The sequence below is a fragment of the Variovorax boronicumulans genome, assembly GCF_009811375.1.
Lineage (GTDB): Bacteria > Pseudomonadota > Gammaproteobacteria > Burkholderiales > Burkholderiaceae_C > Variovorax > Variovorax boronicumulans.
In genome coordinates this window covers 3905334-3919281 of record NZ_BKDH01000001.1, presented here as the reverse complement: position 1 = coordinate 3919281, position 13948 = coordinate 3905334, and the positions used below count along the sequence as shown (strand labels likewise).

Here is a 13948-nt window from a genome sequence, read left to right as displayed (position 1 = left end):
GCCGTCACCCCTCGGACGCCAGCTGTTCGCGCTGGCGCTTCAGGTGTTCGGGCATGTCCTTGTAGACGTCCTCGAACAGGGCGGCGTCGCCCGCGACATGCCCGTCGGCCATGGAGCCGAAGCGCTCGGCTTCCTTCACCGCGGTGTTCACCTGCGCCTGCATGTCGGCCTGCGTCTGCGCGTGCTCCTGCTGCGACCAGGCGCCGATCGCCGTCAGGTGCTGCGCCAGGCGCGCGATCGGATCGCCCAGCGGGAAATGCGCCCAGTCGTCGGCCGGGCGGTAGCGCGACGGGTCGTCCGAGGTCGAATGCGCGCCGGCGCGGTAGGTGACCCACTCGATCAGCGTCGGCCCCAGGTTGCTGCGGGCGCGCTCGGCCGCCCAGCGCGAGGCCGCCAGCACCGCAAGGAAGTCGTTGCCGTCGACGCGCAGCGACGCGATGCCGCAGCCCACGCCGCGCGCCGCGAAGGTGGTGGCCTCGCCGCCGGCGATGGCCTGGAAGGTGGAGATCGCCCACTGGTTGTTGACCACGTTGAGGATCACCGGCGCGCGGTAGACGTGCGCGAAGGTCAGCGCCGTGTGGAAGTCGGACTCGGCGGTGGCGCCGTCGCCGATCCAGCCCGAGGCGATGCGCGTGTCGCCCTTGATCGCCGAGGCCATGCCCCAGCCCACCGCCTGGATGAACTGCGTGGCCAGGTTGCCCGAGATCGAGAAGAAGCCGGCCCGCTTCATCGAATAGCACACCGGCAGCTGCCGCCCCTTGAGCGGGTCGCGCTCGTTGGACATCAGCTCGCAGGTCAGCTCCAGCAGCGTCACGTCGTCGCGCGCCAGCAGCAGGCCCTGCTGGCGGTAGGTGGGAAAGCACATGTCGCCCTGCTGCAGCACCAGCGCGTGGCCGGTGGCGATGGCCTCTTCGCCCAGGCACTGCATGTAGAAGGAGATCTTCTTCTGCCGCTGCGCGATCAGCATGCGGGCGTCGAAGGCGCGTGTCTTCATCATCGCGCGCAGGCCGCGGCGCAGCAGCTCGGGGTCGGCCGGCGGCGCCCACGGGCCGACGGCGCGGCCGTCGTCGTCGAGCACGCGCACCAGCGTGTAGGCCAGGTCGCTGGTGTCGGCCGGCGATGCGTCGACCGGAGGTTTTCGCACCTCGCCGGCACGCGACAGGTGCAGGTAGGAGAAATCGGTCTCGTGCCCCGGCCGCCCGGTGGGCTCCGGTACATGCAGACGAAGAGATGTGCCTTGGCTCATCGCGTTGTCTCCGCGCTCGATGGCATCGCGCGCCACCACAGCCTAGCGAATTTCGGGCACGGGCGCAGCCGGTCAAGTGCGTGTTTCGCGGGCGCCCTAGGCGCAGGGGCGGGGAGGGGCGCGCGGCCCGCGCCGGCACCCGTGTCTTCCCCCTTGCCTTTCCCGGCGTGCCTCTGCACTGTCCGTCCACCCTGTGGCCCGCGGCGCATGAACGACCTGGAACCTCCACCTCCTCTTTCCGAACCCGGCCGCAGTGCGCCGCGGGCGAAGGCCGCCGATGCGGCCGGATGGCGCCGCTGGCTGCCGGGGCTGCGCACGCTGCGCAGGTACGAACTGGCCTGGCTGCGGCACGACATCGTGGCCGGGCTGGTGCTGACCACGATGCTGGTGCCCGTCGGCATTGCCTACGCGCAGGCGTCGGGCGTCCCTGGCATCCACGGCCTCTACGCGACCATCGTCGCGCTGCTCGCGTACGCCGTGTTCGGCCCCAGCCGGATCCTGGTGCTGGGCCCGGATTCCTCGCTGGCGGCCCTCATCCTGGCCGTCGTCCTTCCGCTGTCGGGCGGCGACCCGCAGCGCGCCATCGCCCTGGCGGGCCTGATGGCGATCGTGTCGGGCGCGGTGTGCATCCTCGCGGGCGTCGCGCGCCTGGGCTTCGTCACCGAGCTTCTTTCCAAGCCGATCCGCTACGGCTACATGAACGGCATCGCGTTGACCGTGCTGATCAGCCAGCTGCCCAGGCTGCTGGGTTTTTCGGTCGAGGGCGACGCACCGCTGGCGACCCTGAAGGCCATTGCCGTGTCGGTGATGGAGGGCAAGACCCACGCGACCACGCTCATGGTCGGCGCGGGCACCCTGGCGGTCATCCTGCTGCTCAAGGGCCGCCGGCGCGTGCCGGGCATCCTGATCGCCGTGGTGGGCGCGACCGTGGCCGTCGGCGTGCTGGGCCTGGCGACACGCGAGGGGGTGCCGGTGCTCGGTGCCCTCCCGCAAGGCCTGCCGGCGTTCGGCATTCCGTGGATCACGGCTGCGGACATCGGCCCCGTGCTGATCGGCGGCTGCGCCGTCGCGCTCGTCTCGTTCGCCGACACCAGCGTGCTCTCCCGTGTCTATGCGGCGCGCACCCGCACCCACGTCGACCCGAACCAGGAGATGGTGGCGCTGGGCGCCGCCAACCTGGCGGCCGGATTTTTCCAGGGCTTTGCCGTCAGCAGCAGTTCGTCGCGCACCCCGGTGGCCGAGGCCGCGGGCGCCAGGACGCAGCTGACCGGCGTCGTCGGCGCGCTGGCCGTTGCCCTGCTGCTGGTGGCGGCGCCGGACCTGCTGAAGAACCTGCCCACCAGCGCACTGGCCGCGGTCGTGATCGCATCGGCCATCGGCCTCATCGAGATTGCCGACCTGCGGCGGATCTACCGCATCCAGCGTTGGGAGTTCTGGTTGTCGATCGCCTGCACGGTCGGCGTGGTCGTGCTGGGCGCCGTCGAGGGCATCGGCCTGGCCATCGTGATCGCGGTCATCGAATTCCTGTGGGATGCCTGGCGCCCCTATTCCGCGGTGCTGGGGCGTGCCGACGGCGTCAAGGGCTACCACGACATCACGCGCTATCCCGACGCGCGCCTCATTCCGGGCCTGGTTTTATTTCGCTGGGATGCGCCGCTGTTCTTCGCCAATGCCGAGCTGTTCCGCGACCGGGTGGGCGAGGCCATGGCGTCGTCGCCCGCGCCGGTGCGCTGGCTGGTCGTCGCGGCGGAGCCCGTCACCAGCGTGGACGTGACCTCCGCCGACATGCTGGCCGAGCTGGTCGACAGCTTGCGGGACGCCGGCATCCAGCTGTGCTTTGCCGAGATGAAGGACCCCGTCAAGGACAAGCTGAAGCGCTTCGGGCTCTTCGCGCGGCTGGGCGAAGCCGCGTTCTTTCCGACCGTCGGTGCCGCCGTCAGCGGGTACCTCAAGACCCATCCGGTGGAGTGGGTCGACTGGGAAGACGAGGGGCGCTGAGCTCTTGCGGCCCGCGGCATGCGCCTCCCATGGATGGGGGAGGCGACGTTTCGAGGCGGCTCCTAGCATCCGCGCACCCACAACGAGGAGCCTCCCGATGAAGATCGCCTTTACTTCCTGCTTCAGTGCCCAGACCTTCAAAGAACAACCTGTCTGGACCCAGGTGGGCGCGTCCGGCGCCACGCACCTGGTGCTGCTGGGCGACTCGGCCTACTACGACGCGGACGGCTCCAGCATGGGCGCGGTCAAGGCCATGGGCGCCAACGACTTCGCGGTCCACGCCTTCGGCCGGCTGCGCGACCAGCTGAACCAGAAGGAGTTCGCCAAGCTCGTGCGCAAGACCGACCTGCAGATCCATCCGATCTGGGACGACCACGACTTCCTGTGGAACGGCGCCTGCGGTGCGCAGATCGAGGGACAGCCTTCCTACCGGCACCTGCTGGACCCGACCCGCGCCGCGTTCCAGGAATACCGCAAGGCGCTGGATTCGCACGATCCGAAGACCTTTCCCAAGGCCGGCGATCCCTGGGCTTCGGGCGTTGCCGAGCCCGGCTACCGGCCCGTTATGCTGAGCAATGTCGGCGATGCGGATGGCCCGGTGATGCTGCACCTCACCGACGGCCGCAGCTACAAGACCAAGGGCGGCGCGACGGCGGTGCTCGGCAGCGCGCAGATGAAGAGGCTGAAGAAGGCCATCGAAGACTCGGACGAGAAGACCGTGCACCTGATCGCCAGCGGTCTCACCTTCGAAGCCCGCCACGGCGAGACCTGGATGGATTGCGCGGCCGAGCACGCCGCGATCCTCAAGCTCGCGGAGAAGCGCCGCATCCTCATCCTCAGCGGCGACGTGCACGAGAACCGCTTCGCCGTGCCGTGGCCGGCGGGCCCCTGGAGCCTGTTCGAAGCCACGTCCTCCGGCGCCGCGCTGCGCACGGCGGTCACCGTCGGCGCGCTGCAGCGCAACTGGGGGCTGGTCGACATCACGAAGGACCAGGTGAAGATCGAGCTGTCGCAGCTCAACATGGACACGCGCCGCCGCGTCATCGACCGCCAGAAGTGGAAGATGCTGTAGGCGTAGCCGGGAGCGGGTTCACGGGCCGCTCCTGCGGCTTGCGAAGCAGGATCACGAGGCCGGAAATCAGGAAGTACACGGCGCCCACCGTCGCATAGCCCGCGAGCGTCTGCAGGACCGGGGCGTCGGTGCCTTGCCGTGCGACGAAGAGGCCGCCGGCCAGCGCAGACTGCGCGCCGCTCAGCATCATCACCCACTGCCCCCGATGGCTCTTTCGGCGGCGAACGGCCGTCGCCAGCTGCAGCAGGCCCGACACGATGGCCCAGACGCCGAAGATGGCCAGGCCGATCTGGAGCCCGAGCACCAGCGAGGCCGCAACGGCCACGGTGACCAGCGCGCTGATCCAGGTGTTCAGCATCTGGCTGGGGTTGGCCCGGGGGCCGCCCGTCATCCGGGCGTCCACCAGGTTCGCCAGCGCGTCCCACGCCGGATAGACGACCAGCAGGATCGTCGTCAGCACCGGCGACTGCCTGGCGACGCTGAAGGCCAGCGCGACCCACACGAAGGAAAAGGCCGCGCGGGTGAAGTAGAGCTTGCGCAGCCAGGCGGCCGGCTGCAGAGGGGGTTGGATGATGTCGGGCATGGAAGGGGGGTGGGTAGGAGGAGGGGGGGCGCCTCGCACGAGGCGGGTGCAACGATTCTTCTGCGTTCCCCCGGACCACGGTATCGGTCGAATGACCGACACGCGCCGAACCGGCGGCTGTGCGATGCTGTGCGCTCGCCCCCGCGATCCCATGCCCGAAGACACCACCCTCACCGCTTTCGACGCGGCCCGCGCGCTCGCCTTCATCGGCGACCTGAGCATGGGCCAGCCCATCGACCATTCGCTGCGCACTGCCTGGCTGGCCGGCATGATCGCGACACAGGCCGGCTGCCACGCGGCGCAGGTCGAGGTCGCGCAACACGTGGCGCTGCTGCGCTGGTCGGGCTGCACGGCGAACGCGCAGGAGTTCGCGGACTTCCTGGAAGACGACGTGCTGGGTCGGCGAGCCCTTCTGGCCTCCGCGCAACCGCGCCTGCGCCAGCCCCACCAGGCGTCCATCCCCGGGGCCGTCGTGGCGATGGCCCAGATCCATTGCGAGATTGCCGGCGACATCGCGAACATGCTCGGCCTGGGGCCCGAGGCCGAAGCCGCACTGCGCGCCGTCTTCGAGGCCTTCGACGGCAGCGGCGTCCCGGGCCTGCTGCAGGGCGAGGACGTGCCACTGGCGACCTACGTCGTGTCCCTGGCGAGCGATCTGGAAATCTTCAGCCGCCTCTACGGGCTCGACGAAGCCCTCACGCTCGCGCGGGGGCGCGCCGACAGCCTTTACCCCGGCTTCCTGGTCGACGCCTGCGCACCGCACGCTGCAGCATGGATGACGCGGCTGGATGCGTCGCCCGCGCCGTGGACCGATGCTGCCGATCCGCCGGTGTCGATGCGCCGGCGCGTCGGGCTGGAACTCGTCGGCGACGTGAGCGATCTCAAGCTGCCGTGGATGACGGGCTACTCGCGGCGCGTGGCCCGCCTGGCGCGCGATTGCGGCGCCCAGTTGGGCCTGAGCGAAGCGATGTGCCATCGCATCCACCGGGCCGGCCTGATCCACGGCATCGGGCGGGCCGCGGTGCCCAACGCCATCTGGAATGCGCCCGAGCCGCTGCCGGCCGCGTCGATAGAGCGCCTGCGGCTCGTGCCGTACTGGACGTCCCGCGCGGCGGGGCAGATCGACGGTCTCACGGTAGAAGCAGAAATCGCCTCGTTCGCTTTCGAGCGGCGTGATGGCTCCGGCTACTTCCGTGGCCGCTCCGGCGCGTCGATGCCGCTCGAAGGGCAGGTCGTCGCGGCGGCCGAGCAGTGGGTGTCGCACCGCACCCGCCGCCCGTGGCGATCCGAACTGACCGACGACCAGGCGCGCGATCGCATGCAGGCGGACGTCGAAGCCGGCCGCTTCGACGCGGAGGTCATCAGTGCGCTGCTCGCTTGTGCGCTATCGGGCACGCCTGCGAAGCCCGTGGTGCCCGCGCAGGACGACGCGTCGCTGTCCCAGCGCGAGCTGGACGTCCTGCGCTGCATCAGCCAGGGCGACAACACGAAGCAGGTCGCGCGTGCGCTGGGCATCAGTGCGAGCACGGTGCGCACGCACGTCGAGCGTGTGTTCCGCAAGCTCGGTTGCTCGACCCGCGCGGCCGCCACGCTGAAGGCCTCTGCCAGAGGCCTGCTGTAGCGGGCCGCGCCGGCCGCTCCATCGACTAGGCGGCCACCGGCTCCGCCCGAGCGGCCCGCGCAGGCGCCACAGCATCGAGCTGTCCGCGCAGCATCTCCCACCGCACGCGCGCCGACACGATGCTTTCTTCCTTCACGTGCCCGAAGCCGCGGATCTGCTCCGGCAGGCGCGCCAGCGACAGGGCCGTGTCGAAGTCGATGCGCTCGAAGCGCGCGAGCAGGTCTTCGACCATCGCGCGGTAGTCGGCGACGAGCTGGCGCTCCATGCGGCGCTCGGCGGTGCGGCCGAACGGATCGAGCGCCGTGCCGCGCAGGCCGCGCAGCTTGGCGAGCACGCGGAAGGCGCCGAGCATCCACGGGCCGAAGCTGGTCTTGACCGCGCGGCCTTCGGCATCGCGCCGGCCCAGCACCGGCGGTGCCAGATGAAAGCGCAGCACCGGCTTGCCTTCGAACTGCTCGCCGAGCTTTTCCATGAAGCGCGGGTCGGCATACAGGCGCGCCACCTCGTACTCGTCCTTGTAGGCCATGAGCTTGAACAGGCCCGAGGCCACGGCCTTGGCCAGCACCGTGCTGCCGCGCGTGCGCTGTTCGGCCTCGCGCACGCGTTCGACCAGGTCCGCGTAGCTGCGTGCATAGGCGGCGTTCTGGTACGCCGTGAGGAGCGCGGTGCGGTCGGCCACCAACGCCTCGAAGCTCTGGGGCTTTTGCAGCGACACCACCTGCGCCGGCGCGGCCTGGCGCGTGACCGCCGCGAGGTCGAGCGCCGCCTTGCGGCCCCAGCGGAACGCGGCCTGGTTGGCCTTCACGGCCACGCCGTTGATCTCGATGGCCTTGTCGAGCGCCTGCGCCGACAGCGGCACGAACCCCTTCTGGAACGCGAAGCCCAGCAGGAACAGGTTGGCCGCGATGGCGTCGCCCATGAGGCGCGTGGCCAGCTGCGTGGCGTCGATGAAGTCGGCGCGGCCTTCGACCGATTCCTCGATGAGCGCGCGCACCTGCGCGGCCGGGAACTGCCAGTCGGGCTGCTGCGCGAAGTGCCCGGTCGGCTGCTCGAAGGTGTTGACCAGCGCATAGGTGCGGCCCGGCCGCATGCGCGCGATGGCGTCGGGCGCGCCGGCCGTGAGCATGTCGCAGCCCAGGATCAGGTCGGCCTCGCCGGTGGGAATGCGCTGCGCCTTCAGCTGCGCCGCGTCGCGCGCGATGCGCACGTGCGACGTGACCGAGCCGTTCTTCTGCGACATGCCCGTCATGTCGAGCACGCTCACGCCCTTGCCTTCGAGGTGCGCCGCCATGCCGATCAGCGCGCCGATGGTGATCACGCCCGTGCCGCCGATGCCGGTGATGAGGATGTTGTGCATGCCTTCGAGCGCGAGCGGCACGGGAGCGGGCAGGGCGGGCTCTTCGGCGGCCTTCACGGCCACGGGCGCGTGCTTGCGCGGCTTGACGCCCTCGACCGTCACGAAGCTCGGGCAGAAGCCCTTGATGCACGACTCGTCCGCGTTGCACGCGCTCTGGTCCACGCTGCGCTTCAGTCCCAGGTCGGTTTGCTTCGGTAGGAGGGCGGTGCAGTTCGACTGCTCGCCGCAGTCGCCGCAGCCTTCGCACACCGCGTCGTTGATGAACACGCGCCGCGCGGCGGGCGGGAACTCGCCCTTCTTGCGGCGGCGACGCTTCTCGGCCGCGCACACCTGGTCGTAGATCAGCACCGACACGCCCTCGAAGCCGCGCAGCTCGCGCTGCACCGCGTCCATGTCGTCGCGGTGGTGCACGCTCAGCGCAAAGAGGCCGTCGCGATCGGGCGGCAGCAGGCTGCGTTCGGCCCAGCGCGTCGGGTCTTCGGCCACCAGCGCGATGCGCTTCACGCCTTCGGCCGCCACCTGGTGCGCGATGCGCGGCACGGTGATCGGCCCGTCGACCGGCTGGCCGCCCGTCATCGCGACCGCGTCGTTGTAGAGGATCTTGTAGGTGATGTTCACGCCCGCCGCCACGGCCGCGCGAATCGCCAGCGAGCCCGAGTGGTAGTAGGTGCCGTCGCCCAGGTTCGCGAACACGTGCTTGCGCTTGGAGAACCACGCCTGCCCCAGCCACGGCGCGCCTTCGCCGCCCATGTGCGTGGTGGTGCGGTTGTGCTCGGGGTAGATGGCCGTGGCCATCACGTGGCAGCCGATGCCCGCGAGCGCCAGGCTGCCTTCGGGTACCTTGGTCGAGGTGTTGTGCGGGCAGCCCGCGCAGTACCAGGCCGGGCGCGAGGGCGTGGCCACGGCCTTGCCGAGCACCACGTCCTTCGCGTCGAGGATCGCCAGCCGCATGCGGATGCGGTCGCTGGTGTGAAAGCGCGCCACGCGCCCGGCGATGACGCGCGCGACCTGCGCCACCGAGAAGTCGGCCGTGGCCGGCAGCAGCCACTGGCCGCGCGGGTGCGCGCCCCATTCGCCCTGCTCATCGAACTTGCCGATCACGCGCGGGCGCACGTTCTCGCGCCAGTTGTACAGGTGCTCCTTGAGCTGGTACTCGACGATCTGGCGTTTCTCCTCGACCACCAGGATTTCTTCGAGCCCGTCGGCAAACTCGCGGATCGAGTCGGGCTCCAGCGGCCAGGGCATCGACACCTTGAACAGGCGGATGCCGATGCGCGCGGCCTCGTCGGCGTCGATGCCCAGTTCTTCCAGCGCTTCGAGCACGTCGCGGTACGACTTGCCCGAGGCCACGATGCCCAGCCGCGCCTGGGGCGAATCGATGGTCACGCGGTTCAGGCGGTTCTCGCGCGCGTAGGCGATGGCGGCGTAGATCTTGTAGTCCTGCATCAGCGCCTCCTGCTTGCGCGCCTGTACGCCGAGCGTGTCGGTCGACAGCCGCGCGTGCACGCCGCCGGGCGGGAACACGAAGTCTTTCGGCAGCCGCGTGTGCACGTCGAGCGCGCCGGCGGCAATCGAGCCCGACGACTCCACCGTGTCCGCCAGCGCCTTGAAGCCCACCGGCAGGCCGGCAAAGCGCGACATCGCAAAGCCGTGCAGGCCCAGCTCGATGTACTCCTCCACGCTCTGCGGGTAGAGCATGGGGATCATCGAGGCGGCGAACAGGTGGTCGCTCTGGTTGGGCAGGGTAGAGGACGACGCGCCGTGGTCGTCGCCCGCCACCAGCAGGATGCCGCCCTGGGGCGACGTGCCCGCGTGGCTCATGTGCTTGAACACGTCGCCGCAGCGGTCCACGCCGGGCGCCTTGCCGTACCACATGGCGAACACGCCATCGACCGCGCTCTCGCCGGTCAGGTGCACCTGCTGCGTGCCCCACACGGCGGTGGCGGCCAGCTCCTCGTTCACGCCGGGCAAAAATTTGACGGCGTTGGCTTCGAGCTGCGGCTGGGCTTTCCACAGCGCTTCGTCCAGGCCGCCGAGCGGCGAGCCGCGGTAGCCCGAGACAAAGCCCGCGGTGTTCAGGCCGGCCTGCTGGTCGCGCCATTTCTGCACGAGCATGAGGCGCACCAGCGCCTGGATGCCGCTCAGGTAGATCCGGCCTTCGGTGGCCGTGTATTTGTCGTCCAGCGCAACGCTGGCGAGTTCGTGGGTTGCCATGAGAGAAAAGACTCCGGGTAGGACTCGTGGAATGCGGGCGTGGCCCCGGTAGAGGGCCGGCCCGCGAAACGCCTCGCCGGGGTTGCCGCCGAGACAGCGACGATTCTTTCGCACCCCGGCCCGAAAGTGCTTCTTCGTTTCGACGGGGAAACCCGCATTCCGGAAGATCCGTCGCCGCGGCCGTCGATTCGCCGAAAGGCCTTCGGCCATGCGCCCACAACCGCACAGGCCCGACAATGTCCGCCCGATCGACCGAGGACCCGATGAGACCCGACCTGGATTCGCTGGCGCTGTTCCTGCGCGCCATTGAGCACGGCAGCCTGTCCAAGGCGGCCGCCGAGAGCCACATGGTGCTGTCGGCCGCGAGCCGGCGCCTGGCCATCCTCGAGAGCCAGCTCGGCGTGGGGCTGCTCAACCGCACCTCGAAGGGCGTCACGCCCACGGGTGCGGGCGAGTCGCTGGCCATGCATGCGCGCCAGATCCTGCGCGACGTGGACCGCATGCGCGCCGACCTGTCCGACTACGCGCAGGGCGCCACCGGCCGCGTGCGGCTGCATGCCAACGCGTCGGCGATGGGCCAGTTCCTGCCCGACGACGTGGCGAGCTTTCGGCTGCGCTACCCCGAGATCCGCGTGAGCGTGGAAGAGCACCGCAGCGTCTACATCGTGCAGGCGATTCGCGACCGCCAGGCCGACGTGGGGGTGATCACCAGCGAGGCGGTCGACCCGGCGCTGCACTTCATCCCGTACCGCACTGACCGGCTCGTGGCCATCGTGCGCCAGAAGCATCCGTGGCGCGGGCGCGAGGTGTCGTTCGAAGAACTGCTCGACTTCGATTTCGTGGGTCTCGAAGACGACTCGGCCATCTCCCGCACCATGGAAGACGCCGCGATGAGCGCACGCAAGGTGCTGCGTCTGCGCGTGCGCGTGAAGAGCTTCGAGGCCGTGTGCCGGATGATCGAAGCGGGAATGGGCGTGGGCATCCTGCCCGAGGGCGCGGCGGTGACTTACCGCAAGGAGATGAAGCTGCGTTTCATCAACCTCACCGATGCGTGGGCTTCACGCCGGATGTACCTGTGCACGCGGCAGGAGGCGTTGAGCTTTCCGCAGCGTCGGTTGGTGGACCATCTGCTGGCGCGAGGGATGCCCTAGGAGTCATTCGGGGCGACGCTCCCGCCGATGGGGCACCTTGCTCCGCGAATGTCCCCCGGCCTTCGGCCTCCTCCTTGATTTTGCCGCGCAAGGCACCCCATCGGCGTGAGCGTGCTCAGCGCTGCTGCGGATTGGCACGGCGCTCGTAAGGCCCGCGTGCGGCGCATTGCGGAAGCTGCATTTGTTGGCGCTCGTCGGGACTTCGTGCCGCACGAAAGCGCCACTGCGCTGCGCTCTTCTCTAAAGTAGCTGCCCCTGTCACTCAAAACCCCAACAAGGGGACTCGGAAGGCGCTACATACACAGCCGTTGAAATGTTGAAAGGCTGCTTGCCTCGCGGCAGGTTGTCGGTGCGAAAGCAGCGATGCAAATGCGAGGTATCAAAAGGCGACGGCCAGGGTGTTACGAGCACCCCGGCCGTCTAACCAAAGACGTGCAACCACCTCTAAAGGAGCGCACAAGAATGGCTACCAAGACTATAGCCCGGCCTCGCACGCCGGTATCCCCCGCCGGAAGCGCCCATCAGGACCCGGCGAACCTCCTCGAAAACACACTCGCCCAACTCGAAGCCCTGCTGTGGGTCTGCCACGGGGAAGACATCGACTGGTGCAGTGGCGAAGGCCCCCGGCAATTGGACAACCTGCTTTGGCTTGCGGCGGAACTGGCGCGCAAGGCGGGGGAGTTGTTTCAGGCGAGTGAGAAGGCGCGGTGCGGAGCGCTTGAAGATGGCCATCGACGCTGACCTCAACACCGTCGAGATTCCCTGCGAGTCGGGCGTTATCAAGTTCGGCTGGACGCGTGTCGTTCCACTCACCAGCCAGCATCCGCGTGCGTTTTCAAAGTTGAATGCGCCATGCAGTCGCAGCCGTTCATGGGCGCACTGGCAGCAAAACTCTGCGTGGAAATGCCAGATCGGCCGGCTTCAAATCCAGTACTTTGTCATTACCCAAAGCCATGGCCGATTCCTAATTCTGTTGTAAGTCAGGTTCTGGTCAGCTATCTTCAGCGCCTTGCCAACGAAGAAGAAAGCGCTGCAGAGATGAAATATGTCGATATTTCGGTCGCTTCAACTGCATCCACAGGCAAGCAAGGAAAAACTCAAGGGGGCGATCTGTTCCAGCAGGTCCGGCCCGCACTCAAGACATCGACGCCCCCTGCAGATGGGGCTGCAGGAAGTCAGAAGTCCTCCCCGACAGAGCGCGTGTTGTTCCTGCAGGAAAACTTGCGTCAGATCGGCAACGGCATTGAGGTCGCAGGCATCCGCCGCGCCCATCTCTTCCACGGCCAGCTCGGCATCACGCCGTGGATACTGACCAGCAATTTCTCTCCTCGCCTGCGTGAGAACGAAGCGAGCTTGAAGGACAAAGGGATGCTGCCTTCGGAAACGAAGGTGCTCAATGTCTACGAATGGCTGGTGGACATGAGCTCTCAGGGCTTGCTGACCCCGCTCGCTTCATCACGGCCATCACGTTCACCAGGCAGTTCATCTTCTGCCAGCGCTGCCAAGCCTTCGCTGCGAAAGGTCAGTCACCCCGCAGCCTGGGATTCGACACAGGTCGGGTGTGAAGAGTTCGGGCTGGCGAACGGTCAGATCTTGATGCGAAAGACGTTCAAGTCGGGCCGAAGCGGCGCGGATCTTCAGGCCATCGAGTTGCGCGATGCGCAGGGCACTGCGGTCACCCACGCGACCGAGAGCGATTTTGTCTGCGCAATGATGGCCGCCAATCTGGAGGAAGACGTCACCTGGCACTTCCTCGTGGACAAGAACAAGATGTATCGCAAGCTCCGGCAAAGTACGGCGAGCCGCCGGTTTCGCCACACTGTCAGTGCCTTCTTGCACAGCACCCATCGGCTTCCCAATGGGCAACTGAAAACCAGCTATCGGCACCTGTTCGAAGATGCGGACTCCTGCGACAGCCTGATCGTTGCCACGGAGGAGCAGCATCGGGACTTGCTCGAGACCGGTATGCCGGCGACGAAGCTGAAAGTGATTCCGCACGCGTTGCCTGGTGTGCCCGAGATCGTCGAATCTGCTTCCTTGCAGGAGAAGCGGGTGATCTATCTGGCGCGCTACACGCCGGAGAAGCAGCATGAACTGCTTTTCCAAGTGTTCGAGCGCGTCCTCAAAAGGGTTCCGGACGCACAGTTGCACACCCATGGCGTGGGCCCTTTGCAAGCGACGCTCCAGGCCCGCGTCGACGCCTCCGGTCTGGCGGGGAGCATCCACATCCACGGCTATGCAAATGATGTTGCAACCCTCTTCAAGGAGTCGAGTCTCGGCGTGATGGCGTCCAACGAGGAGGGGTTCTCGCTGTTCGGGTTGGAATGCCTGGCCCACGCACGTCCGTTGGTCGCCTTTTCCGTGAAGTACGGCCCGAAGGATTTGCTGGAAGGCAGGAATGCCGGCATCCTGATTCCCCCCGGGCACGTCGACGCGATGGCCGATGCGATCGTCGCGCTGCTGGAGGACCCCGAGAAAGCCTATGACCTTCGCTTCGGCGCTTTGACGTCCGCGGAGCGCTTCACTGCGGACAAGGTGGCGCAGCGATGGTCAAAATGGTGGGCCGATGTCCGTGAGATCGCACGTCATCGTGAAGCGAACACACTCACAGACGCGAGTTTCTGAGCAGTCGAGGCGCAGCAATCAAGTCTTGATGCGATCGACTCATGACGCTGTCAAGCAGCGGGCTTGAGCCGCGCTGATGAG

The 13948-nt window shown here is 68.1% G+C and carries 9 protein-coding genes; 6 read left to right on the top strand and 3 right to left on the bottom strand.

Going from position 1 to position 13948, the window contains the following annotated elements:
• Window positions 1-4 precede the first annotated feature (4 nt).
• On the bottom strand, window positions 5-1246 hold the full coding sequence (locus VHAB30_RS18010; protein ID WP_062472232.1) for a 3-methyl-2-oxobutanoate dehydrogenase (2-methylpropanoyl-transferring) subunit alpha: 1242 nt from the start codon (window positions 1244-1246) through the stop codon (window positions 5-7).
• A 207-nt stretch (window positions 1247-1453) separates the two neighbouring features.
• On the opposite strand from VHAB30_RS18010, the gene VHAB30_RS18005 reads away from it, so the two are divergent.
• Window positions 1454-3244, top strand: coding sequence for a SulP family inorganic anion transporter (locus VHAB30_RS18005; protein ID WP_159278013.1), 1791 nt, complete (start codon window positions 1454-1456; stop codon window positions 3242-3244).
• Window positions 3245-3341: 97 nt separating this feature from the next.
• A complete protein-coding gene (locus VHAB30_RS18000) occupies window positions 3342-4316 on the top strand; it encodes a metallophosphoesterase family protein (protein ID WP_159278012.1) in 975 nt (324 codons plus the stop codon).
• On the opposite strand, the gene VHAB30_RS17995 is transcribed toward VHAB30_RS18000, so the two are convergent.
• Window positions 4285-4899 (bottom strand): DUF308 domain-containing protein, encoded by a 615-nt coding sequence (locus VHAB30_RS17995; protein ID WP_159278011.1) that lies wholly within the window; start codon window positions 4897-4899, stop codon window positions 4285-4287. The genes VHAB30_RS18000 and VHAB30_RS17995 overlap by 32 nt on opposite strands.
• A gap of 124 nt (window positions 4900-5023) precedes the next feature.
• Between VHAB30_RS17995 and VHAB30_RS17990 the strand changes: the two genes are divergently transcribed.
• The gene (locus tag VHAB30_RS17990; RefSeq protein WP_235926731.1) at window positions 5024-6520 is read left to right on the top strand and encodes an HD domain-containing phosphohydrolase; all 1497 of its coding nucleotides are present in this window, start codon (window positions 5024-5026) and stop codon (window positions 6518-6520) included.
• Window positions 6521-6545: 25 nt separating this feature from the next.
• Here VHAB30_RS17990 and VHAB30_RS17985 read toward each other — a convergent pair whose 3' ends face one another.
• Window positions 6546-10091, bottom strand: a complete 3546-nt coding sequence (locus VHAB30_RS17985; protein WP_159278010.1) for an indolepyruvate ferredoxin oxidoreductase family protein — start codon at window positions 10089-10091, stop codon at window positions 6546-6548.
• A gap of 236 nt (window positions 10092-10327) precedes the next feature.
• Here VHAB30_RS17985 and VHAB30_RS17980 point away from each other — a divergent pair, with 236 nt between their 5' ends.
• The 3 genes from VHAB30_RS17980 to VHAB30_RS17970 all read left to right on the top strand — a co-directional run bounded on the left by VHAB30_RS17980 (window position 10328) and on the right by VHAB30_RS17970 (window position 13867).
• Window positions 10328-11242 (top strand): LysR family transcriptional regulator, encoded by a 915-nt coding sequence (locus VHAB30_RS17980; RefSeq protein WP_235926729.1) that lies wholly within the window; start codon window positions 10328-10330, stop codon window positions 11240-11242.
• A 462-nt stretch (window positions 11243-11704) separates the two neighbouring features.
• A complete protein-coding gene (locus VHAB30_RS17975) occupies window positions 11705-11983 on the top strand; it encodes a hypothetical protein (protein WP_159278009.1) in 279 nt (92 codons plus the stop codon).
• Window positions 11984-12094: 111 nt separating this feature from the next.
• Complete coding sequence (locus tag VHAB30_RS17970) at window positions 12095-13867, top strand: glycosyltransferase (protein WP_159278008.1); 1773 nt, start codon at window positions 12095-12097, stop codon at window positions 13865-13867.
• Window positions 13868-13948 lie beyond the last annotated feature (81 nt).